Genomic DNA, 19,889 nt, shown 5'->3' on the forward strand with positions numbered 1-19,889 from the left:
ACTGAGTTATGACAAAAATCACAGCCTATAAAGACAGCGGTGCTGAAAATGGTACTGTTGAAGCAAATGATTCAATCTTCGGAATTGAACCAAACAACTCTGTAGTTACTGATGCTGTTATTATGCAACGTGCTACTTTGAGACAAGGTACACACGATGTTAAGAACCGCTCTGAAGTACGTGGTGGTGGTAAGAAACCATGGCGTCAAAAAGGAACAGGTCGTGCTCGTCAAGGATCAATCCGTTCACCACAATGGGTTGGCGGTGGTACTGTTTTCGGTCCCACACCTAGATCATATGCATACCATCTTCCTAGAAAAGTTAGCCGTTTAGCATTGAAGTCTGTACTTTCACAAAAAGCTGCTGACGGTAACATGATCGTTATCGACTCAATTTCATACGACAAGCCAAGTACTAAATCATTCGCACAATTACTTACACAAGTTGGTGTTGATGGAAAGGCTCTTGTAGTTGTTGAAGACGGAAATGACAATGTTGCTTTATCAGCAAGAAACATTGATAAAGTTACAGTTGTTGCACCTGAAGGTGTTAACGTTCTAGATGTTATCAACGCTAAGAAATTAGTAGTTACACAAGCAGCACTTTCTAAAATTGAGGAGGTGCTTGGATAATGAGCGCAAGAGACGTAATTATTCGCCCAGTCGTTACTGAAAACTCAATGGATTCAATGGCAGACAAGAAGTACACATTTGATGTTGCTTTAGATGCTAACAAAGTTAACGTAAGACAATCTATTGAAGAAATTTTCGGTGTAAAAGTTAAAAAAGTAAATATCATGAATGTTTCAGGTAAGAAGAAACGCCAAGGTCGTTATGTTGGTTACACAGCAAAACGTCGTAAAGCTATTGTTACACTTACAGAAGATTCAGATGAAATTAAGATTTTTGATGAAGAATAATTAAGGAGGTCAAATAATGGCGATTATCAAGTATAAACCAACCACAAACGGTCGTCGTAATATGACAGGTTCTGACTTTGCCGAGATTACTAAGAAATCTCCTGAAAAGACATTGTTGGACTCACAAAGCCATACAGCTGGTCGTAACTCATACGGTCATATTACAGTTCGTCACCGTGGTGGTGGACACAAGCAACACTACCGTATCATTGATTTCAAACGTACAAAAGATGATGTCGAAGCTACAGTTAAGGCTATCGAATACGATCCAAACCGTACAGCTAACATCGCATTATTACACTATTCAGATGGTGTTAAATCATATATCTTAGCTCCTAAGGGACTTGAAGTTGGACAAAAAGTTCAATCAGGTGTTGATGCAGATATCAAACCAGGTAATGCTCTTCCACTAGAAAACATTCCAGTAGGTACAGTTATTCATAACGTTGAGATGAAACCTGGTAAGGGTGGTCAAATCGGCCGTTCTGCTGGTACATCAATTTCATTACAAGGTAGAAACGGTAAATATTCAATTTTACGTTTACCTTCAGGTGAAGTTCGTATGATCCTATCAACTTGCCGTGCAACAGTTGGTGCTATTGGTAATGAACAACATGAATTAATTAAGATTGGTAAAGCTGGACGTAAGCGTTGGTTAGGATTCAGACCTACAGTTCGTGGTTCAGTTATGAACCCTAACGATCACCCACACGGTGGTGGTGAAGGTAAAGCTCCTATCGGTCATCCATCACCAATGTCACCATGGGGTAAGAAGACCTTAGGTAAGAAAACTCGTTCATCACATGCCAAATCTGAAAAGCTTATTGTTCGTCATAGAAAAGGTAAGTAATCATTTCGCAGGAATAATATAAGGAGGACATAAGATGAGTCGTAGTTTAAAAAAGGGACCATTCGCAGATGCACATCTTCTTAAGAAGATCGATGCACAAGTTGATTCAGACAAAAAGTCAGTTATCAAAACATGGTCAAGACGTTCAACAATTTTTCCTAGTTTCGTAGGATTCACAATTGCAGTTCATGATGGGCGTAAGCATGTGCCAGTTTATATCCAAGAAGATATGGTTGGCCACAAGTTGGGCGAATTCGTACCAACACGTACATTCCATGGACATGGAACAGACGATAAGAAAACTAAGTAATAAGAAGGGAGACTAAATGATGGCAGAACAAGAAATTACATCTGCAACAGCCAGAGTAAAAAATGTTCGTATTGCACCTCGTAAGGCCCGCCTTGTTATTGATTTGATCAGAAACAAGAACGCAGCTGAGGCATTAGCAATTTTGCAATTTACACCAAGAGCAGGCTCTCCTATTATTGCCAAAGCTCTTAAGTCTGCAATTGCAAACGCAGAACACAATTTTGATTTAGATGCACAAAACCTAGTAGTTAGCGAAGCTTTCGTTGACGAAGGACCAACTCTTAAACGTTTCCGTCCAAGAGCTAAAGGTTCAGCATCACCAATTAACAAGAGAACAAGTCATATTACAGTTGTAGTAACAGAAAAAGATTAGTATTGGAGGTAACTTGAGTGGGTCAAAAGATTAATCCAGTCGGATTCCGTGTCGGCGTTATCCGTGACTGGGATGCCAAATGGTATGCAGAAAAAGATTTTTCAACATTCTTACACGAAGATCTTAAGATTCGTGATTACATTGAAAACAGACTTTCAAACGCTTCAGTTTCAAGAATTGAAATCGAACGTACAGCAAAGAATGTTACAATTTCAATCCACACAGCTAAGCCAGGAATGGTTATTGGTAAAGGTGGTTCAGAAGTTGAAAAATTACGTAACGAACTAAACAAATTAGTTAACAGAAACATTCACATCAACATTATTGAAATTAAGAAACCTGATTTAGATGCAAAACTTGTCGGTGAAAACGTTGCTCGTCAACTTGAAGCACGTATCGCATTTAGACGTGCACAACGTCAAGCCGTACAACGTTCACGTCGTGCAGGTGCAAAAGGTATCAAGATTCAAATATCTGGTCGTTTAAACGGTGCTGATATGGCTCGTAGAGAATGGCATACAGAGGGAACTGTTCCTCTTCACACATTGCGTGCAGATATCGATTATGCATGGGTTGAAGCAAAGACTCAATACGGTAACTTAGGTGTTAAAACTTGGATTTATCGTGGTGAAATTCTTCCTGCAAAGCCTAATCATGATCAAGACAACAATGAAGGGAAAGGAGAATAATCTATGCTAGTACCAAAGCGTGTAAAACACCGTCGTGAATTCCGTGGTAAGATGCGCGGAGAAGCTAAAGGTGGTAAGAATGTCGATTTTGGTGAATATGGTTTGAAAGCACTTGATTCAAGCTGGATCACAAATAGACAAATCGAAGCAGCTCGTGTTGCTATGACTCGTTACATGAAGCGTGGTGGTAAGGTTTGGATTAAAATCTTCCCTCACAAATCATACACTGCTAAGGGTGTAGGTGTTCGTATGGGTTCTGGTAAAGGTGCTCCTGCTGGTTGGGTTGCCGTAGTAAAACGTGAAAAAGTCATGTTTGAAATCGGTGGCGTATCAGAAGAAGTAGCTCGTGAAGCCCTAAGACTTGCATCAAACAAACTTCCAGTTAGAACTAAGTTTGTTAAAGCGGAGAAAGTAGGTGGCGCTGATGAAGGCTAGTGAAATCAAAGAGCTAACTGCTACTGAGTTACAAGATAAAGTTAAGCAATACAAAGAAGAGTTATTCAACCTTCGTTTCCAACAAGCTACAGGCCAATTGGAAAACACAGCTCGCTTAAAGGCTGTTAGAAAGAATATCGCAAGATTAAGAACTGTTCAAAATCAAGCAAATAACGATAAATAATAAACAGGAAGGGAGATCTCACGTTGAGCGAAAAAGAAACTCGTAACAATCGTAAAGTATACCAAGGCCGCGTTACTTCAGATAAGATGGACAAGACAATTACTGTTGAAGTTTCAACTTACAAGAAGCATCCAGTTTATGGCAAACGTGTTAAGTACTCAAAGAAGTTCTATGTTCAAGACGAAAAGAACGAAGCTAAAATTGGCGATGTTGTTCGTATTATGGAAACTCGACCTTTGTCAAAGACAAAGCGCTTCCGTTTATTAGAAATCGTCGAAAAAGCAGTTATTATCTAGTATTAAATACTGATGAGAGGAGGACTAATAAGTGATTCAACAAGAAAGCCGTCTAAAAGTTGCAGATAATTCTGGAGCTCGTGAAATTTTAACTATTAAAGTTCTTGGTGGTTCAAACCGTAAAACAGCTAATATCGGAGATATTATTGTCGCTACTGTCAAACAAGCAACACCAGGTGGCGTTGTTAAAAAGGGTGACGTTGTCAAGGCAGTTATCGTAAGAACTGTATCAGGTGCACATCGTACAGATGGTTCTTACATCAGATTTGACGAAAATGCTGCAGTTATTATTAATGCTGATAAAACACCTAGAGGAACTCGTATCTTCGGACCAGTTGCTCGTGAACTACGTGATAGCGATTTTATGAAGATCGTATCATTAGCACCAGAAGTGCTATAAAGAGATCAATTTAATTCAGGAGGTGCTGAATAGTGTTTGTAAAAACTGGAGACAACGTTGAAATTATTTCTGGTGACGATAAAGGCAAGCAAGGTACAGTAATCAAAGCTTTGCCTAGCGAAAACAAAGTTGTTGTTAAAGGCGTACATGTTGTAAAGAAACATTCAAAGCCAACTAACACACAACCTCAAGGCGGAATCGTCGACGTTGAAAGACCTATCGATGCAACTAACGTAAAAGTTGTAAAAGGTTCAGCTAAGAAAACATCTACAGCCAAGAAATCAACAAAATCAACTGATAATAAAGAAGAAAAGTAAGAAAGGAGAAAACTAAATGGTTAATGCATTAAAAGAAAGATATGTAAAAGAAATCACACCATCAATGATGGAAAAATTCAATTACACATCAATCATGCAAACACCTAAGATCGAAAAGATCGTTCTTAACATGGGTGTTGGTGATGCTATTGCTAACTCAAAGAACCTTGATGAAGCTGTTGAAGAATTAGGCTTGATCTCAGGACAAAAACCTTTGATTACAAAAGCAAAGAAATCTATTGCCGGATTCAGACTTCGTGAAGGAATGTCAATCGGTGCCAAGGTAACACTTCGTGGCGACCGTATGTATGACTTCTTGGATAAGTTAATCAATGTCGCTTTACCTCGTGTTCGTGACTTCCGTGGTGTAAATACTCGTTCATTCGATGGCCGTGGTAACTACACATTAGGTCTTAAGGAACAATTGGTTTTCCCAGAAATCGACTATGATAAGGTTAACAAGATTCGTGGATTGGACGTTGTTATCGTAACAACTGCTGAATCTGACGAAGAATCACGTGAACTTCTATCACAAATCGGAATGCCATTTACAAAATAAAGGAGGGTCATTAAATTGGCTAAGAAATCTCAAATCGTACGTAACCATAGACCAGCCAAGTTCTCATCACAAGAATATACTCGTTGCGAACGCTGTGGCCGTCCACATTCTGTATATCGTAAATTTAAACTTTGCCGTATTTGCCTTCGTAATTTAGCTCATGAGGGTCAAATTCCTGGTATGAGAAAAGCTAGTTGGTAAAATTAACTAATAACAAGGAGGTAAATTAAATGGTCATGACAGATCCTATTGCAGATTACTTAACACGTATCCGCAATGCCAATATGGTAAAGCATGAATCTCTAGAAGTGCCTGCTTCAAACATCAAGAAGAGCATGACAGAGATTTTAAAGAACGAAGGATTTATCAAGGATTACGAAGTCATTGAAGACAACAAACAAGGTGTTCTTCGTATTTTCCTTAAATATGGACAAGATCAACAACGCGTAATTACAGGCTTGAAACGTATTTCAAGACCAGGTCTACGTAGCTATGTTGACGCTGATAATGTACCAAAGGTTCTTAATGGACTAGGTATTGCAATTATCTCAACTTCAAAAGGTGTAATTACTGATAAAGAAGCCCGTGCACAACACGTTGGTGGAGAAGTAATTGCTTACATTTGGTAATAATTTTTAAGAACAAGGAGGTGCACAAATTTGAGTCGTATCGGTTATAAAGTAATTGAAATTCCAGAAGGCGTTACAATTACACAAAAAGATGAAAACATTACTGTTAAAGGTCCAAAGGGCGAAATCACAAGAGAATTCGACACACGGATCAAGTTAACTATTGAAGGTAATGAAGCAAAATTTGATCGTGAAGATGACAACTTAAAAGCTCTTCATGGTACAATGCGTGCTAACCTTAACAACATGGTTCTTGGTGTAACAGAAGGTTTCGAAAAGAAACTTGAACTTAGAGGTGTTGGTTACCGTGCTGCTGTTAAAGGCACAACACTAACTCTTACAGTTGGTTACTCACATCCAGTTGATATGGAAGCACCTGAAGGTATTAAAATTGAATCTCCTTCTAATACTGAAATCAACATTTCAGGTATTAGTAAGCAAAAAGTTGGCCAATTCGCCGCTGAGATCCGCGATGTACGTCCACCAGAACCTTATAAGGGTAAAGGTATTCGTTATGTTGACGAATATGTACGTCGTAAAGAAGGTAAAACTGGTAAATAGTAAATAAATCTATGAGGTGAAAATTGTGATTACAAAACCAGACAAAAACAAAGCACGCCAAAAGCGTCAAAAGCGCGTACGTGCTAAAATCTCTGGTACTGCTGAGTGCCCACGCTTAAATGTGTTCCGTTCGAACAAAAACATTTACGCTCAAGTAATTGATGACGTAAAGGGTGTAACGCTAGCAAGTGCCTCAACTCTTGATAAAGAAGTTAAAGACGGTTCAAAAGTTGAACAAGCTGAAGCTGTTGGTGCTTTGATCGCACAAAGAGCTAAAGAAGCTAAAATCAGCGATGTTGTCTTTGATCGTGCCGGATACTTGTATCATGGTCGTATTCAAAGTCTTGCTGAAGCAGCTCGTGAAAATGGGCTAAAATTCTAGAAGGAGGAAACCAAACTTATGACATATATCGATCCATCTCAATTAGAGTTAGAAGATCGCGTTGTTTCAATCAACCGTGTTACTAAAGTTGTTAAAGGTGGACGCCGTCTACGTTTTGCAGCCATCGTAATCGTTGGAGACAAGAATGGCCACGTTGGTTTCGGAACTGGTAAAGCTCAAGAAGTTCCTGAAGCTATCCGTAAAGCTGTTGAAGATGCTAAGAAGAACTTGATCACTGTACCTATGGTCGGATCAACAATTCCTCACGAAGTTATTGGTAGATTCGGTGCCGGTAATATCATGTTGAAACCTGCTGTTGAAGGTTCTGGTATCGCTGCTGGTGGTTCCGTTCGTGCCGTTATGGAATTAGCTGGTGTTGGTGATGTAACAAGTAAATCACTTGGAAGAAACACACCAATCAATGTTATCCGTGCAACAATCGAAGGACTTAAAGAACTTAAAACTGCTGAATCAGTATCAGAAATGCGTGGAATTTCAGCTCAAAACTTGCTTAACTAAAAGAAAGGTGTGTAACTATGGCTAAACTTAAGATTACTCTTATTAGAAGTGCAGCTCACCGCCTTCCTGCTCAACGTAAAACTGTTAAAGAACTAGGACTTGGAAGAGTTAATAGTTCTGTTGTTAAGCCGGATGATCCTGCTATTCGCGGTGCTGTATTAAAGATTGCTCATTTAGTTAGTGTTGAAGAAGTTAAAGATTAATAATTCATTCATAGATTAGGAGGTGCAAGAATGGAACTACATGAACTTAAACCAAGTGCTGGTTCAAGACATTCAAGAAAACGTTTAGGTCGCGGTACTTCAAGTGGTACTGGTAAGACTGCTGGTCGTGGACAAAAAGGTCAATTAGCTAGATCTGGTGGTAAGACACGTATCGGTTTTGAAGGTGGACAAATGCCTTTATTCCGTCGTATGCCAAAACGTGGATTTAAGAATATCAACCGCAAAGAATATGCGATCGTAAATCTTAAAGACTTGAACAAGTTCAGTGATGGTGCTGAAGTAAATCTTCAAACATTGAAGGAAGCTGGAATCGTTAAGAAAGAATTTAACGGTGTTAAGTTACTTGCCAATGGTGAAGTAAAAGCTAAGTTAACTGTTAAAGTTGCTAAAAGCTCTGACGCCGCTACCAAAGCTATCGAAGCTGCTGGTGGCTCAGTCGAGGTGATCTAATGTTTAGAACTATCAGAGATGCTCTAAAGGTTAAAGAAATTAGAAAGAAAATCTTCTTTACCCTTATGTTACTTGTGATTTACCGATTGGGTTCACAAATAACTGTACCAGGTGTTAACGCCGCAGCAATGGACAAGGTCAGTTCAACTGGACTTGTCCCATTGCTAGATACAGTTACTGGTGGTGGTTTATCAAACTATTCCATCTTCTCAATGGGTGTATCACCATTCATCACTGCACAGATCGTTGTTCAATTGTTACAAATGGACATCGTTCCTAAGTTTGTTGAATGGAGTAAACAAGGTGAAGTTGGACGTAGAAAACTGAACCAAGTAACGAGATACCTAACGATCGTGTTGGGCTTTGTACAATCAATCGGTATTACAGCCGGTTTTAATACATTAAGTAGTTTGAATTTGGTTAAAACACCAAATGCACAAGCTTATATTACAATCGGTATTATTCTTACCGGTGGTACAATGTTGCTAACTTGGATCGGTGAGCAAATCACTGATAAAGGTTTAGGTAATGGTGTGTCAGTTATTATCTTCGCTGGTATTGTTGCTAGATTCCCTTCAGGACTCCAACAAATTTACCGTGACTATATCCAAAATGCTGACTCAGCAAACCTTGCCAGAAACATTGGTTTCATTGTTGGATTAGTAATTCTTGTTTTGATCGTTGTTCAGTTCGTTACATACGTACAACAAGCAACACGTAGAATTCCTATTCAATACACAAGACGTGCAGCTGGTAGTGGTAGCGAAAGTTTCCTACCATTACGAGTTAACGTTGCTGGTGTTATCCCAGTTATCTTCGCTAGTTCATTTATTGTTACGCCACAAACAATTTTGATGGCGTTCCAAGCAAATCACAGTGAAGATTCATGGTATCAAGTACTATCAGAAATATTCAGTATGCAAACAACTACTGGATCATTACTTTACACATTGTTGATCGTATTATTTACTTTCTTCTATGCATTCGTACAAGTAAATCCGGAAAAGTTGTCCGAAAACTTGCAAAAACAAGGTGCATATATTCCTGCCGTATGGCCTGGAAATGAAACTATTAAATTTATGAACGGTGTCCTACTTAGATTATCTACAGTAGGTTCGATCTTCTTAGGTTTAGTTTCATTGCTACCATTGCTTGCAGCTAACTTGTTCGACCTACCTCAATCAATTGGATTAGGTGGTACAAGTTTACTTATCATCGTTGGTGTTACAGTTGAGATGGACCGTCAACTTAGAGGTCTGTTGATGAAACGTGAATACGTTGGGTTTATCAGATAAGTAAATTGTTGGGAGATGTGAAGAATGAACATTATATTGATGGGATTGCCTGGTGCTGGTAAGGGTACACAAGCAGAAAGAATTGTAGAAGATTTTGATATTGTCCATATTTCGACTGGTGATATGTTTAGACAAGCTATGGCTGACAAAACCAAAGTTGGTCTAGATGCTAAGTCTTATATCGACAAAGGGGAACTTGTTCCGGATGAAGTTACAGAATCTATTGTCGAAGAACGTTTAGGCAAAGACGATGTTCAAAAAAGCGGATATATGCTAGATGGTTTTCCTAGAACGATCGAACAGGCTAACGCTTTACAGACAATTGCAAAGAATGTAAACAAGCCTATCGATGGCGTAATCTACATAGATGTTAAGCCAGAAGTTCTAGTTGAACGTTTATCTGGAAGATATATTTGCAGAAATTGCGGAGCAACATACCACAAAATCTACAATCCAACAAAGGTCGAAGGTACTTGTGATAATTGCGGCGGTCATGATTTTTACCAACGTGAAGATGACAAACCTGAGACAGTTAAGAACAGATTAAAAGTAAACATCGAAATGAATACTCCACTAATTGATTTTTACGACAAGTTAAACTTGTTGCACAAGATCAATGGTGAACAAGAAATCGATGATGTATATAAAGAAGTTAAAAACGTTTTACAAAGTTTGTAAAACTTTTTAACATTGGTTTATTTACATATGCGTAAAATTGTTGTATAATTTGGCGCTGTATGCAAATGAATTTATCCCGATGATCATGGAGGTTAATATCTTTGGCAAAAGATGATGTCATTGAAGTAGAAGGTACAATTTCAGAAACATTGCCTAACGCAATGTTTAAGGTGAAACTTGAAAACGGAGCTACAGTATTAGCTCACGTTTCGGGTAAAATCCGTATGCACTATATTAGAATTTTGCCCGGCGATAAGGTCACTGTTGAATTGTCACCTTATGATTTAACCAAGGGAAGAATTACATATAGATATAGATAACAATTATTTTAATGGAATGGAGGTTCCTTAATATGAAAGTAAGACCATCCGTTAAACCTATGTGTGAACACTGTAAAGTAATTAAGAGACGTGGACGCGTTATGATTATTTGCTCTGCAGATCCAAAGCACAAACAAAGACAAGGATAATAAAATAGGAGGTGCAACTTAATGGCTCGTATAGCAGGTGTAGATTTACCTCGTGATAAGAGAATCGTTATTGCCCTAACATACATTTATGGTATCGGTAATACTACTGCTCAACACGTACTTAAAAATGCTGATGTTTCAGAAGATGTCCGTACAAGAGACTTAACTCCTGATCAAGAAGATAAGATCCGTGCAGAAATCGACAAGATCCCTGTTGAAGGTGACTTGCGTCGTGAAACAAGCATGAACATCAAGAGACTTCAAGAAATTGGTTCATACCGTGGAATGAGACATCGTCGTGGTTTACCAGTTAGAGGTCAAAACACAAAGAACAACGCTAGAACTCGTAAAGGCAAGAAAGTTTCTATTGCCGGTAAGAAAAAGTAGGATAGGAGGTTAATTCATGGCTCAAAACAAAGGTCGCAAACGTCGTACAAAGAAGCATATTGAAGCTGGAGTTGCACACATTCACTCAACTTTCAATAACACACTAGTAATGATCACTGATGTTAACGGTAATGCCGTTTCATGGTCATCAGCTGGTGCACTTGGATTCAAGGGAAGCCGTAAGTCAACACCATTTGCTGCACAAATGGCTGGAGAAGCAGCTGCTAAAGAATCAATGGAACATGGTATGAAAACTGTCGAAGTAGCTGTCAAAGGACCTGGTTCTGGTCGTGAAGCCGCAATTCGTTCACTACAAGCCACAGGTTTGGAGATTACTGCAATTCGCGACGTCACACCAGTTCCACATAATGGCTCACGTCCTCCAAAGCGTCGTCGTGTATAGTATGGTCTTATACCCATATGTTTTTAGCTACACACATTTCGTTTTGAAAGGGGAACTAACCGAATGATCGAATTTGAAAAGCCAACCATTACACCTGTTGAAGAAAGTAATGATCATGGTAAATATATTGTCGAACCGTTGGAAAGAGGATACGGTACTACATTAGGTAACTCGTTACGTCGTGTATTACTTGCATCATTACCTGGTACAGCGGTTTCTGATATTCAAATAGATGGTGTCTTGCATGAATTCTCTGCAGTTGATGGAGTCATCGAAGACGTTACACAAATCGTGCTTAACGTTAAGAGTCTTTCATTAAAGTCTTATGCTGAAGAAGGTGGCTTAAAGGCCGAAGTAGATATTACTGGTCCTGCTACAGTTACAGCTAAAGACATTAAAGCAGACGATGACTTGGAAATCCTTGACCCTGAACAATACATTTGTACTGTTGCAGAAGGTGGACATTTCCACATGCAAATGACAATTAAAAATGGTCGTGGATATACTCCTGCAGAACAAAATAAAACAGATGAAACACCCATCGGTGTTTTACCAGTTGACTCGATTTTCACACCAGTAGAAAAAGTCAACTATCAAGTTGAAAATACTCGTGTGGGTAAAAGAAACGACTTCGATAAATTGACAATCGATATCTGGACTAATGGATCAATTGGTCCTAGAGAAGCTATTAGTTTGTCTGCTAAGATCCTAACAGAACACTTAACTAGTTTTGTAAATCTTACTGAAGAAGCTAAGAGTGCCGACATGATGATCGAAAAAGAAGAAACACAAAAAGAGAAGAAGCTCGAAATGACAATCGAAGAACTCGACTTATCAGTCCGTTCATACAATTGTTTGAAGCGTGCCGGTATCAATACTGTGCAAGAGCTAACTGAAAAGACTGAAGCAGACATGATGCGCGTTCGTAACCTTGGTCGCAAGTCACTTGTTGAAGTTAAAGAGAAGCTCTCTGATCTTGGATTATCATTAAAGCAAGAAGATTAATTATATCAAATTCAAACAGGAGGTAAACACATGGGCTACCGTAAGTTAGGACGTACAAGTTCTCAAAGAAAAGCAATGCTACGCGATTTAACTACTGATTTAATCATTAATGAACGTATTGTTACTACTCAAACTCGTGCTAAAGAAATCAGCCGTACAACTGAAAAGATGATCACTTTAGGTAAGCGCGGAGATTTGCATGCTCGTCGTTTAGCTGCAGCATTTGTTAGAGATGAAGTTGCTAACATTACTGAAGATGATGACGCAGTAGTAGTACAATCTGCACTTCAAAAGTTATTCAGTGATATCGCACCTCGTTACAAAGAACGTAACGGTGGATACACACGTATCTTGAAGACTGCACCTCGTCGTGGTGATGCAGCACCTATGGTTATTATTGAATTAGTTTAATAATAATATAAAGTTTCATTAATAAAAAATCAGTCATTCTGATGAATTAGTGAGTGTTAAGATGATGGTTACAAGTTTAACTAAGTCTATCTCTGAGATCTCTGGAAACAGGGACACTAATTTGTCGAATGATTTTTTTTTACCCAAAGGTGAGCAAATGGAAAATATTATTTCAATCAAAGATGTTTTTTACAAATATCCCGGTTCTGATAATTATGCAGTCAACGGGATCAGTCTCGATATCAAGGCCAATGAGTGGATCTCGATTGTTGGTAAAAATGGTAGTGGGAAGACTACTTTGACTCGTTTGATCGATGGGCTAGAAGAATGTGAATCTGGTTCGATCGAGATCGATGGCGTCGTTACTGACGAAGACACTATTTGGGACGCCCGTAAGAAGATCGGAATTGTCTTTCAAAATCCCGATCATCAATTCGTTGGGGCAACTGTCGAAGATGATGTGGCCTTTGGGTTAGAAAACCAAGGTATGCCTCGCGATGAAATGATCACAGCAGTTGATCGTGCTTTAAAAATGGTCGACATGCAAGATTTCAAGAAACGTGACCCTCAGTCACTATCTGGTGGTCAAAAGCAGCGTGTGGCGATCGCAGGTGTCTTAGCAATCAAGCCGCAGATCATTATCATGGATGAGTCGACTAGTATGCTTGATCCCGAAGGTCGAAAAACGGTCATCAATTTGATCAAGCAATTGCGGACTGAGCAAAATTTGACAGTAATTTCTATTACGCATGACATTGAAGAGACACAACTTTCTGATAGAATTATAGTATTGAACTCCGGAAAGATCGTGAAGGATACCGTTCCTGCAGATTTGTACAATTTAGGACCGCAACTAATTGAGTATGGGCTTGAAGAACCTTTTACCAACTTAGTTGCTGCCGGATTGCAGGATGTGATTGATTTTGACGGATATATTACTGAGAAGGGACTCATTGCTAAACTATGCGAATTGAATTCGAAAAAGTAACTCATTCTTATGAGTCCAGTAATCCCATGTCTGGGTTAGGGCTAGCAGATGTTTCTTGTACTATTGAAAGTGGGCAATTTACCGCAATCGTCGGGAAAACGGGTAGTGGTAAGTCGACTATGGTCAAACACATCAATGCCTTATTGAAGCCAACTAGTGGTACGATCACAGTCGGTGACCATCAAATCACACCAGAAACTGACAATAAGAATTTAAAACCACTTCGCAAAAAAGTCGGCATGGTTTTTCAATTTCCTGAAAGTCAGTTGTTTGAAGATACCGTTGAAAAAGACATCATGTTTGGACCCAAGAACTTTGGCTTCACGGAAGCAGAAGCTAAGGCTGCAGCCGAAAAGATGATCGAAGTAGTAGGTTTAGGACCAGAATATTTAAAGAAGTCACCCTTCGATTTATCTGGTGGACAAATGCGCCGTGTGGCCATCGCCGGTGTTTTAGCTAGTGACCCTGAGACTATCATTCTGGATGAACCAACCGCCGGATTAGATCCAGTTGGTCGTAAAGAAATAATGGACTTGTTTAAAGCACAGCAACAAAAAGGCAAGACAATTATTTTGATCACCCACAACATGGATGATGTGGCCAATTATGCCGATAAGCTAATGGTCATGCATGACAGTCGTTTAGTTGGGTTGGGTACTCCACAAGAGATTTTTAATGATCACGAATTACTAGAAAAGAATTACATTAGCTTGCCTCAAAGTGCTATTTTTGCTGAGAAGTTAGCTGATAAGGGCTTTACTTTCTCGAAGCTACCAATTACTATCAGTGAGTTGACCGCTGAAATAAAAGAACAAATTCACGGTGATTAATAAATGGATAAACTAATTATAGGGCGTTATTTACCGGGTGATTCACTGATTTATCGCTTAGATCCCCGATTGAAATTTTTAATAACATTTTATTTTATTGGCATCGTCTTTTTAGCCAATAACGTAGCTTCTTATGCATTTTTGCTCGTATTCGTATTATTCGCTGTTTACGTGTCAAAAGTTAACCTGCTGTTCTTTATCAAGGGCCTGCGACCGATGTTCTGGTTGATCTTGTTCACCGTCGCTTTACAAGCATTTTTTACGCCAAGTAATGATCCGATTTGGCACTGGGCTTTTTTGACACTATCCAAAGATGGGTTAGTGATAGCAGCGTATATTTTCATGCGTTTTGTTTTAATTATTTTTATTTCGACGTTGTTGACTTTAACGACAACGCCGATCGAAATTTCCGATTCAATCGAGAGCATTTTGAAACCTCTTAAAGTGGTCAAGTTTCCTGTGACTCAAGTTGCTTTAATGTTGTCGATTGCATTAAGATTCGTCCCATTATTGATCGATGAAACTACCAAAATCATGGACGCTCAACGCGCTCGTGGGGTTGATTTTGGTGAAGGTGGTTTGATCAAACGTATCAAAGCCTTCGTTCCTATCTTGATCCCGCTGTTTGTAAGTAGTTTCTCGATAGCTTACGATCTTGCCATTGCCATGGAATCACGTGGCTACAAAGATGGGGAAGGTCGTAGTAAGTATCGCGTCTTGAACTGGTCGAAGCGTGATAATTGGACGATCGTATTTATGGTTTTAGTCACTGCAATATTATTATTACTACGGAGTTATAGATGACGAATTACAAATTAACTATTGCCTACGATGGTGCAAACTTTCACGGCTTTCAACGCCAACCTAAGTTAAGAACGGTCCAAGGCGTTTTAGAAAAAGCTTTGACGAAGATGGCTAAAGGTGAGCACATTGAGGTCATCGGTTCTGGTCGGACTGATGCTGGCGTTCACGCTTTAGGTCAAGTGATCTCATTTGAATATCCTGGTGAGATTGCAGCAGATAATATGTTAAAAGCGGTCAATTCATTAATGCCGCTAGATGTTATCGTCAAGGACTCTGAGATCGTCGCTGAGGATTTTCATGCCCGTTTTGGGGTAGTTAAGAAGACGTATCAATATCGTGTTGACTGTGGGCATTATACAGATCCTTTTAAACGATTTTATACAGGTCATTATCCTTATTCATTTGAGGTCAATAAGATTCAAACGGCTTTGGATGATTTAGTCGGAGAACATGATTTTTCAAGTTTCGCGGCTTCAGGTGGCGTCATCGAAAATAAAGTTCGGACGATTTATCAGGCAACGGTTGAATATTCTCCAACCAATAATGAACTGATCTTCGAATTTACTGGTAACGGCTTTTTGTATAATATGGTCCGTATTTTAGTCGCTACCTTGTTAGAGATCGGTAATGGTCGTCGTCCTGAACATGATTTATTAAGGTTATTTAAAGTTAAAAATCGTCAAGAAGCTCGCGGAACAGCACCTGCGAGTGGTTTGTATTTAAAAGAAGTTTTTTACAAATAAAATACTTGATCAGTTATTGACTTATCAGCAAATACCAAGTATTATTGTACCTGGTATTGTTTGCCCCACGATAAGCCCCGGAAACTTATTGAGTGTCAAACAGACAATGAACTGGAGGAAAACAAATGCGTACAACACCATTAGCAAAAGCAAATGAAGTTGATCGTAAGTGGTATGTGATTGATGCAGCTGACGTTGCTCTAGGTAGAGTTTCATCAGTTGTTGCAGCAATTCTTAGAGGTAAGAACAAGCCAACATATACACCAAACGTTGATACAGGTGATAACGTTATTATCATCAATGCAGCACAAGTAAAATTAACAGGTAAGAAAGCTAAGAACAAGATCTACTATTCTCATTCAGATCACCCAGGTGGGTTGAAGAGTATCAGTGCTGGTCAAAAGCGTGAAGAAAAACCAGAACTATTCGTAGAAGACTCTATTCGCGGTATGTTACCACATAACACACTTGGTCGTAACCAAATCAAGAAGTTGCATGTTTATGCAGGTTCTGAACATAACCACCAAGCACAAAATCCAGAAATGTTGGATATCAACAAACTAATTTAAGGAGGAAAACATTTTGGCAGAAGTATTTTATGCTGGAACAGGCCGTCGTAAAGATTCAGTTGCACGTGTTAGATTAGTTCCAGGAAACGGTAAGATTACTATCAACAAACGTGATGTCAAAGACTACATTCCTTTTGACAATTTGATTGCTGATATGAAACAACCTTTGGACATTACTGAAACAGGCGCTAACTACGATGTTATCGCAAACGTTAACGGTGGTGGTTTCTCAGGACAAGCTGGAGCTATCAGACATGGTATTGCTAGAGCATTACTTAATGTAGACCCTGATTTTAGATCAGCACTTAAGAGTGCCGGATTCTTGACACGTGACCCTCGTATGAAGGAACGTAAGAAGCCAGGTCTTAAGAAAGCTCGTAAAGCATCACAATTCTCAAAACGTTAATACAAATCTCAAATATTATCATTTTGAAGCACTCGTCTTTTTGGACGGGTGTTTTTTTGTGTTGAAGTTTGTTGAGGTGTGCTTGAGGTGAGAGAGTTTTTGGAAGACAAGAAGCGTTTTGCTTGGTGCAGGTTTGCTAGAGGTGAGAGAGTTTTTAGCAGACGAGAAGCGTTTTTCTTGTGGTGGCGTTTGTGATTTTAGGTGTGTTTGATGTTGAGGTAGTAGTTTGGTTTGTGGTTCACTGCCGACTCCGGGGCCCGAGGATACAGTGGAGGAACGTAAGTGCTGACGCACTTGCGCAACCGAATTTGGTGGTGGCTACACCACCGAACAACCAAGGGCGGGAACGCACCTGACGCGATTTTGAGCTACCCGAGGGAACCACTCGGGCATCTCAAAACTCGGTCTTATTCTAAGCGATAAATCGCTAAGAATAATTTAGGTGCTGAGGTCTGTATCCCCGGGCCCCTCCGTCTAGATAGTGCAACAAGACCCCTTTGTTGTTTATTAGGACCGATTTTTTTGATCAAGTTGGCATTTTTTGTTCGTCCTAGTCTTTTCGGTCTATCTCAGTTTCTAGCTTTATTGGTAAAATCAAAGGCAAAAGCAAGTTCAAAAGATGGCTTGTGTTGATCTTTTTGCTCGCGTGCCGCTAGAGCGCACTCTCGCAGTTGCCTTTTTTTGGTATTGTTTCTTAAATGGAATACGCTTTCTTTTTCATGTTGACTTTGTTCTTCTTAATTTTTACAATTAAGTTAATTGTTGCACAATCTATTTTTAGCTTGTCAGCAAAGTTTTTTAGGAGGGATTTTTTATGAAAATTGGTGTTATTTTGGAGACTAAGGAAGCTGAGAAGGCTTGGAACTCTTTGAGATTTGGCATTGCTGCTTTGGGGAAGGGCAATGAGGTTAAGCTTTTCTTGATGGGCGAAGGTGTTGAGATCGAGAGTATTAAGGATGATCAATTCGATGTTTCTGATAAGTTGGCTGATTTCCAAGATGCTGGCGGTGTTTTGTTGGCTTGCGGTACTTGCATTATGTCTCGTCATCTTGAAGATAAGACTCACTGTCCTATTTCTACTATGATGGACTGTGTTGATATGGTGACATGGGCTGATAATACTGTTACATTTTAATTAGTTCAGTTTGGAGGTCTGTTTATGTGTGGACGATTTATGTTTGAGCCTGAAGAAAATCCTGAGATTGAGCGGATTTATCAGTTGGCTTTGGATGATGGGTTTGAGCCTAAGACTGGTGAGATTTTTCCGTCGGATGATACTGCTTTGATCGTTGCTGGCGATAGACAGGTACGAGTGCTTGCTATGAAATGGGGCTTCCCTGGTTTTAAGCCGGGACAATCGATTATTAATGCTCGTAGTGAGACCGCTTTTCAAAAGCCGATGTTTGCGGACTCGATCAGGCAGCGTCGTTGCGTTTATCCTACTACCGGATTTTTTGAGTGGAATCAGGGTCATCAGAAGTATCGCTTCAATTATGGAGCAGAATCTTCGACTTTGTTTATTGCTGGTTGTTACAAGCAATTTGCTGGGGTACCGCAAAGTGTCTTGTTTACCACAGCGCCTAATGATTCGATGATCCAGATCCATGATCGAATGCCTTTGATCTTGTCGAAAAAGCAGATCAATGCTTGGATCTATGATGACAATTTTGCTCAACGATTTATTTCGTCTGCGATGCCACAATTGACGTCTGCTGAAGTTAATAAATAACATATATATACATAAAAAAAGTGCGATTGGAATATTTTTTCCAGTCGCATTTTTTTGTTTGTTTTTGATTTCTTCTATATTAGTCATCAAAAGTAGCGATGATCTTGCCTGATATTTTTCGGTCAATCAAGTCTTGCAAGCCATTAGCTATTTTTGAAAAAGGAATGGTTTTGGTAATGATAGATTTTAGTTTTTTGTCGGCTAATAACTGGCCTAATTCACTGGCCATTGTCGCTAGGTCGTCGATTTGGGGCTGATTATTGTGTTGGTGGGCTCCTCCTAGATTGACGCTTAAGATGCTTTGACCCATTGCACTGAGGTCGTAATTATCCATTTTGGGTTCTCCAACGATCGTTATTAAGGCACCGTTGTAAGCCAATCGCTCGAGGTCTTTTTGCGCTTCTTCGGGTCCGACTGTGTTGACGATCAAGTCGACTCCGACATTGTTAGTAAAATCGGCAACTTTTTGCGTAGTGTCTTCTGTTTTGTAGTCGATGATCAAGTCGGGGGACAGTTGCTTGACCCAGTCGACTTTATGAGTAGAAACGGTCGTTATTACCGTTAGACCGGCTAATTTGGCTAGTTGAATAGCGGTGCTTCCGACACCACCAGCTCCGGCGTGGATCAAGATCGATTTTTTGCCAGTTAAGTTCATTTTACGGTGGATGGCGGCATAAGCGGTCATTCCGTTGCATAAGACTGAAGCTGCCTCTGAGTAGGAAACGCCATTGGGAATCCGAGCAACATAGTGGTAATTAGCTTTAGCGTATTCAGCAAAGCAGCCATCTTTAGACAAGTCACCATGGTAAAAAACTTTTTCACCGACTTGAAAGTTTTTCGGATTGTTGCGACCGACTTTCACTACTTCTCCGGCGGCGTCTAAACCTAGAACATGGGGGTAAGTCCAGTTGGGGTGATGTCCAGCTACTAACTTGAAGTCTACCGGGTTAAGGCCAACAGCGTGAAGCTTGATCAATATTTCGTCAGCAGAAATGTCTGGTACAGTAACTTCCGTGACCTCTAGTTGAGATATTGTTGTGGCGTTTTGGTTGGGAACTACTAGTGCTTTCATAAG

The 19,889-nt window shown here is 39.6% G+C and carries 36 protein-coding genes; 35 read left to right on the plus strand and 1 reads right to left on the minus strand.

Going from position 1 to position 19,889, the window contains the following annotated elements; translation table 11 throughout:
• Positions 1-8 precede the first annotated feature (8 nt).
• From rplD to EKM69_RS00575, 35 genes are all read left to right on the plus strand, one after another.
• Entirely contained in the window at positions 9-632 is a 624-nt protein-coding gene (rplD, locus tag EKM69_RS00405; protein ID WP_125706991.1) for a 50S ribosomal protein L4, read from the plus strand.
• Complete coding sequence (gene rplW, locus EKM69_RS00410; RefSeq protein WP_125706993.1) at positions 632-919, plus strand: 50S ribosomal protein L23; 288 nt, start codon at positions 632-634, stop codon at positions 917-919. The genes rplD and rplW overlap by 1 nt, the downstream gene beginning before the upstream one ends.
• 16 nt (positions 920-935) lie before the next feature.
• Positions 936-1,769 (plus strand): 50S ribosomal protein L2, encoded by an 834-nt coding sequence (gene rplB / locus EKM69_RS00415; protein ID WP_125706995.1) that lies wholly within the window; start codon positions 936-938, stop codon positions 1,767-1,769.
• 34 nt (positions 1,770-1,803) lie between these two features.
• The gene (rpsS, locus tag EKM69_RS00420) at positions 1,804-2,079 is read left to right on the plus strand and encodes a 30S ribosomal protein S19 (protein WP_125706997.1); all 276 of its coding nucleotides are present in this window, start codon (positions 1,804-1,806) and stop codon (positions 2,077-2,079) included.
• 19 nt (positions 2,080-2,098) lie between these two features.
• A complete protein-coding gene (gene rplV, locus EKM69_RS00425) occupies positions 2,099-2,452 on the plus strand; it encodes a 50S ribosomal protein L22 (protein ID WP_125706998.1) in 354 nt (117 codons plus the stop codon).
• Positions 2,453-2,469: 17 nt separating this feature from the next.
• Positions 2,470-3,141 (plus strand): 30S ribosomal protein S3, encoded by a 672-nt coding sequence (gene rpsC, locus EKM69_RS00430; RefSeq protein WP_125707000.1) that lies wholly within the window; start codon positions 2,470-2,472, stop codon positions 3,139-3,141.
• Between the two features lie 3 nt (positions 3,142-3,144).
• Complete coding sequence (gene rplP / locus EKM69_RS00435; protein ID WP_125707002.1) at positions 3,145-3,576, plus strand: 50S ribosomal protein L16; 432 nt, start codon at positions 3,145-3,147, stop codon at positions 3,574-3,576.
• Positions 3,566-3,760 (plus strand): 50S ribosomal protein L29, encoded by a 195-nt coding sequence (rpmC, locus tag EKM69_RS00440; protein ID WP_125707004.1) that lies wholly within the window; start codon positions 3,566-3,568, stop codon positions 3,758-3,760. Before rplP ends, rpmC begins: the two co-directional genes overlap by 11 nt.
• A gap of 23 nt (positions 3,761-3,783) precedes the next feature.
• Positions 3,784-4,056, plus strand: a complete 273-nt coding sequence (gene rpsQ, locus EKM69_RS00445) for a 30S ribosomal protein S17 (protein ID WP_125707006.1) — start codon at positions 3,784-3,786, stop codon at positions 4,054-4,056.
• 31 nt (positions 4,057-4,087) lie between these two features.
• On the plus strand, positions 4,088-4,456 hold the full coding sequence (gene rplN / locus EKM69_RS00450; protein ID WP_048704069.1) for a 50S ribosomal protein L14: 369 nt from the start codon (positions 4,088-4,090) through the stop codon (positions 4,454-4,456).
• 32 nt (positions 4,457-4,488) lie between these two features.
• Positions 4,489-4,773, plus strand: coding sequence for a 50S ribosomal protein L24 (rplX, locus tag EKM69_RS00455; RefSeq protein WP_125707008.1), 285 nt, complete (start codon positions 4,489-4,491; stop codon positions 4,771-4,773).
• A 16-nt stretch (positions 4,774-4,789) separates the two neighbouring features.
• Positions 4,790-5,332: a 50S ribosomal protein L5 gene (rplE, locus tag EKM69_RS00460; protein ID WP_125707010.1), complete on the plus strand. Its 543-nt coding sequence runs from the start codon at positions 4,790-4,792 to the stop codon at positions 5,330-5,332.
• 15 nt (positions 5,333-5,347) lie between these two features.
• Complete coding sequence (locus tag EKM69_RS00465) at positions 5,348-5,533, plus strand: type Z 30S ribosomal protein S14 (protein WP_048704063.1); 186 nt, start codon at positions 5,348-5,350, stop codon at positions 5,531-5,533.
• A 29-nt stretch (positions 5,534-5,562) separates the two neighbouring features.
• A complete protein-coding gene (gene rpsH, locus EKM69_RS00470) occupies positions 5,563-5,961 on the plus strand; it encodes a 30S ribosomal protein S8 (RefSeq protein ID WP_125707012.1) in 399 nt (132 codons plus the stop codon).
• A 30-nt stretch (positions 5,962-5,991) separates the two neighbouring features.
• Entirely contained in the window at positions 5,992-6,522 is a 531-nt protein-coding gene (rplF, locus tag EKM69_RS00475) for a 50S ribosomal protein L6 (RefSeq protein ID WP_125707013.1), read from the plus strand.
• 25 nt (positions 6,523-6,547) lie between these two features.
• A complete protein-coding gene (rplR, locus tag EKM69_RS00480) occupies positions 6,548-6,904 on the plus strand; it encodes a 50S ribosomal protein L18 (RefSeq protein WP_125707015.1) in 357 nt (118 codons plus the stop codon).
• A gap of 18 nt (positions 6,905-6,922) precedes the next feature.
• Positions 6,923-7,423, plus strand: coding sequence for a 30S ribosomal protein S5 (gene rpsE / locus EKM69_RS00485; RefSeq protein WP_125707017.1), 501 nt, complete (start codon positions 6,923-6,925; stop codon positions 7,421-7,423).
• Positions 7,424-7,440: 17 nt separating this feature from the next.
• Positions 7,441-7,626, plus strand: coding sequence for a 50S ribosomal protein L30 (gene rpmD / locus EKM69_RS00490; protein ID WP_010624907.1), 186 nt, complete (start codon positions 7,441-7,443; stop codon positions 7,624-7,626).
• A gap of 30 nt (positions 7,627-7,656) precedes the next feature.
• Complete coding sequence (rplO, locus tag EKM69_RS00495; protein WP_125707019.1) at positions 7,657-8,097, plus strand: 50S ribosomal protein L15; 441 nt, start codon at positions 7,657-7,659, stop codon at positions 8,095-8,097.
• On the plus strand, positions 8,097-9,392 hold the full coding sequence (secY, locus tag EKM69_RS00500) for a preprotein translocase subunit SecY (RefSeq protein ID WP_125707021.1): 1,296 nt from the start codon (positions 8,097-8,099) through the stop codon (positions 9,390-9,392). Before rplO ends, secY begins: the two co-directional genes overlap by 1 nt.
• 24 nt (positions 9,393-9,416) lie before the next feature.
• Complete coding sequence (locus tag EKM69_RS00505; protein ID WP_125707023.1) at positions 9,417-10,070, plus strand: adenylate kinase; 654 nt, start codon at positions 9,417-9,419, stop codon at positions 10,068-10,070.
• 101 nt (positions 10,071-10,171) lie between these two features.
• Entirely contained in the window at positions 10,172-10,390 is a 219-nt protein-coding gene (gene infA, locus EKM69_RS00510) for a translation initiation factor IF-1 (protein WP_010624903.1), read from the plus strand.
• A 32-nt stretch (positions 10,391-10,422) separates the two neighbouring features.
• The gene (rpmJ, locus tag EKM69_RS00515) at positions 10,423-10,539 is read left to right on the plus strand and encodes a 50S ribosomal protein L36 (RefSeq protein ID WP_010624902.1); all 117 of its coding nucleotides are present in this window, start codon (positions 10,423-10,425) and stop codon (positions 10,537-10,539) included.
• 21 nt (positions 10,540-10,560) lie between these two features.
• Positions 10,561-10,926 (plus strand): 30S ribosomal protein S13, encoded by a 366-nt coding sequence (gene rpsM / locus EKM69_RS00520; protein ID WP_125707025.1) that lies wholly within the window; start codon positions 10,561-10,563, stop codon positions 10,924-10,926.
• Between the two features lie 16 nt (positions 10,927-10,942).
• Positions 10,943-11,329 carry a 30S ribosomal protein S11 gene (rpsK, locus tag EKM69_RS00525; protein WP_010018549.1) on the plus strand — a complete coding sequence of 129 codons (387 nt, stop codon included), beginning with the start codon at positions 10,943-10,945 and terminating at the stop codon, positions 11,327-11,329.
• A 63-nt stretch (positions 11,330-11,392) separates the two neighbouring features.
• The gene (locus tag EKM69_RS00530) at positions 11,393-12,334 is read left to right on the plus strand and encodes a DNA-directed RNA polymerase subunit alpha (RefSeq protein WP_125707027.1); all 942 of its coding nucleotides are present in this window, start codon (positions 11,393-11,395) and stop codon (positions 12,332-12,334) included.
• A gap of 30 nt (positions 12,335-12,364) precedes the next feature.
• Positions 12,365-12,745 (plus strand): 50S ribosomal protein L17, encoded by a 381-nt coding sequence (gene rplQ / locus EKM69_RS00535; protein WP_125707029.1) that lies wholly within the window; start codon positions 12,365-12,367, stop codon positions 12,743-12,745.
• A gap of 157 nt (positions 12,746-12,902) precedes the next feature.
• Positions 12,903-13,733 (plus strand): energy-coupling factor transporter ATPase, encoded by an 831-nt coding sequence (locus EKM69_RS00540; protein WP_164505800.1) that lies wholly within the window; start codon positions 12,903-12,905, stop codon positions 13,731-13,733.
• Positions 13,709-14,563, plus strand: a complete 855-nt coding sequence (locus tag EKM69_RS00545) for an energy-coupling factor ABC transporter ATP-binding protein (RefSeq protein WP_125707031.1) — start codon at positions 13,709-13,711, stop codon at positions 14,561-14,563. Before EKM69_RS00540 ends, EKM69_RS00545 begins: the two co-directional genes overlap by 25 nt.
• Positions 14,564-14,566: 3 nt before the next feature.
• Positions 14,567-15,367, plus strand: coding sequence for an energy-coupling factor transporter transmembrane component T family protein (locus EKM69_RS00550; protein WP_125707033.1), 801 nt, complete (start codon positions 14,567-14,569; stop codon positions 15,365-15,367).
• On the plus strand, positions 15,364-16,110 hold the full coding sequence (gene truA / locus EKM69_RS00555; RefSeq protein WP_125707035.1) for a tRNA pseudouridine(38-40) synthase TruA: 747 nt from the start codon (positions 15,364-15,366) through the stop codon (positions 16,108-16,110). Before EKM69_RS00550 ends, truA begins: the two co-directional genes overlap by 4 nt.
• Before the next feature lie 125 nt (positions 16,111-16,235).
• Positions 16,236-16,679 carry a 50S ribosomal protein L13 gene (rplM, locus tag EKM69_RS00560; protein ID WP_125707037.1) on the plus strand — a complete coding sequence of 148 codons (444 nt, stop codon included), beginning with the start codon at positions 16,236-16,238 and terminating at the stop codon, positions 16,677-16,679.
• 13 nt (positions 16,680-16,692) lie between these two features.
• Positions 16,693-17,085 carry a 30S ribosomal protein S9 gene (gene rpsI, locus EKM69_RS00565; RefSeq protein WP_125707039.1) on the plus strand — a complete coding sequence of 131 codons (393 nt, stop codon included), beginning with the start codon at positions 16,693-16,695 and terminating at the stop codon, positions 17,083-17,085.
• Between the two features lie 814 nt (positions 17,086-17,899).
• The gene (locus EKM69_RS00570) at positions 17,900-18,220 is read left to right on the plus strand and encodes a DsrE family protein (protein ID WP_125707041.1); all 321 of its coding nucleotides are present in this window, start codon (positions 17,900-17,902) and stop codon (positions 18,218-18,220) included.
• A gap of 24 nt (positions 18,221-18,244) precedes the next feature.
• On the plus strand, positions 18,245-18,814 hold the full coding sequence (locus EKM69_RS00575) for an SOS response-associated peptidase (RefSeq protein ID WP_125707044.1): 570 nt from the start codon (positions 18,245-18,247) through the stop codon (positions 18,812-18,814).
• Positions 18,815-18,893: 79 nt separating this feature from the next.
• On the opposite strand, the gene EKM69_RS00580 is transcribed toward EKM69_RS00575, so the two are convergent.
• Positions 18,894-19,886, minus strand: coding sequence for a zinc-binding dehydrogenase (locus tag EKM69_RS00580; protein ID WP_125707046.1), 993 nt, complete (start codon positions 19,884-19,886; stop codon positions 18,894-18,896).
• Positions 19,887-19,889 lie beyond the last annotated feature (3 nt).

Origin of the sequence: Companilactobacillus zhongbaensis (assembly GCF_003946515.1) — a bacterium.
In the GTDB taxonomy this organism is placed as follows: Bacteria; Bacillota; Bacilli; order Lactobacillales; family Lactobacillaceae; genus Companilactobacillus; species Companilactobacillus zhongbaensis.

Bases quoted from the DNA above. Each gene is read 5' to 3' on its own strand.
- rplW (WP_125706993.1), top strand. From the start codon at position 632: ATGAGCGCAAGAGACGTAATTATTCGCCCAGTCGTTACTGAAAACTCA.
- secY (WP_125707021.1), top strand. From the start codon at position 8,097: ATGTTTAGAACTATCAGAGATGCTCTAAAGGTTAAAGAAATTAGAAAG.
- EKM69_RS00540 (WP_164505800.1), top strand. From the start codon at position 12,903: ATGGAAAATATTATTTCAATCAAAGATGTTTTTTACAAATATCCCGGT.
- rplE (WP_125707010.1), top strand. From the start codon at position 4,790: ATGGTTAATGCATTAAAAGAAAGATATGTAAAAGAAATCACACCATCA.
- rplM (WP_125707037.1), top strand. From the start codon at position 16,236: ATGCGTACAACACCATTAGCAAAAGCAAATGAAGTTGATCGTAAGTGG.
- rplP (WP_125707002.1), top strand. From the start codon at position 3,145: ATGCTAGTACCAAAGCGTGTAAAACACCGTCGTGAATTCCGTGGTAAG.
- rpsH (WP_125707012.1), top strand. From the start codon at position 5,563: ATGGTCATGACAGATCCTATTGCAGATTACTTAACACGTATCCGCAAT.
- rpmD (WP_010624907.1), top strand. From the start codon at position 7,441: ATGGCTAAACTTAAGATTACTCTTATTAGAAGTGCAGCTCACCGCCTT.
- EKM69_RS00530 (WP_125707027.1), top strand. From the start codon at position 11,393: ATGATCGAATTTGAAAAGCCAACCATTACACCTGTTGAAGAAAGTAAT.
- rpsS (WP_125706997.1), top strand. From the start codon at position 1,804: ATGAGTCGTAGTTTAAAAAAGGGACCATTCGCAGATGCACATCTTCTT.
- truA (WP_125707035.1), top strand. From the start codon at position 15,364: ATGACGAATTACAAATTAACTATTGCCTACGATGGTGCAAACTTTCAC.
- rplO (WP_125707019.1), top strand. From the start codon at position 7,657: ATGGAACTACATGAACTTAAACCAAGTGCTGGTTCAAGACATTCAAGA.
- EKM69_RS00570 (WP_125707041.1), top strand. From the start codon at position 17,900: ATGAAAATTGGTGTTATTTTGGAGACTAAGGAAGCTGAGAAGGCTTGG.
- EKM69_RS00575 (WP_125707044.1), top strand. From the start codon at position 18,245: ATGTGTGGACGATTTATGTTTGAGCCTGAAGAAAATCCTGAGATTGAG.
- rpmC (WP_125707004.1), top strand. From the start codon at position 3,566: ATGAAGGCTAGTGAAATCAAAGAGCTAACTGCTACTGAGTTACAAGAT.
- rplV (WP_125706998.1), top strand. From the start codon at position 2,099: ATGGCAGAACAAGAAATTACATCTGCAACAGCCAGAGTAAAAAATGTT.
- rplQ (WP_125707029.1), top strand. From the start codon at position 12,365: ATGGGCTACCGTAAGTTAGGACGTACAAGTTCTCAAAGAAAAGCAATG.
- rpmJ (WP_010624902.1), top strand. From the start codon at position 10,423: ATGAAAGTAAGACCATCCGTTAAACCTATGTGTGAACACTGTAAAGTA.
- EKM69_RS00505 (WP_125707023.1), top strand. From the start codon at position 9,417: ATGAACATTATATTGATGGGATTGCCTGGTGCTGGTAAGGGTACACAA.
- rplD (WP_125706991.1), top strand. From the start codon at position 9: ATGACAAAAATCACAGCCTATAAAGACAGCGGTGCTGAAAATGGTACT.
- EKM69_RS00580 (WP_125707046.1), bottom strand. From the start codon at position 19,886: ATGAAAGCACTAGTAGTTCCCAACCAAAACGCCACAACAATATCTCAA.
- EKM69_RS00550 (WP_125707033.1), top strand. From the start codon at position 14,567: ATGGATAAACTAATTATAGGGCGTTATTTACCGGGTGATTCACTGATT.
- rpsE (WP_125707017.1), top strand. From the start codon at position 6,923: ATGACATATATCGATCCATCTCAATTAGAGTTAGAAGATCGCGTTGTT.
- rpsM (WP_125707025.1), top strand. From the start codon at position 10,561: ATGGCTCGTATAGCAGGTGTAGATTTACCTCGTGATAAGAGAATCGTT.
- rplB (WP_125706995.1), top strand. From the start codon at position 936: ATGGCGATTATCAAGTATAAACCAACCACAAACGGTCGTCGTAATATG.
- rpsK (WP_010018549.1), top strand. From the start codon at position 10,943: ATGGCTCAAAACAAAGGTCGCAAACGTCGTACAAAGAAGCATATTGAA.
- EKM69_RS00545 (WP_125707031.1), top strand. From the start codon at position 13,709: ATGCGAATTGAATTCGAAAAAGTAACTCATTCTTATGAGTCCAGTAAT.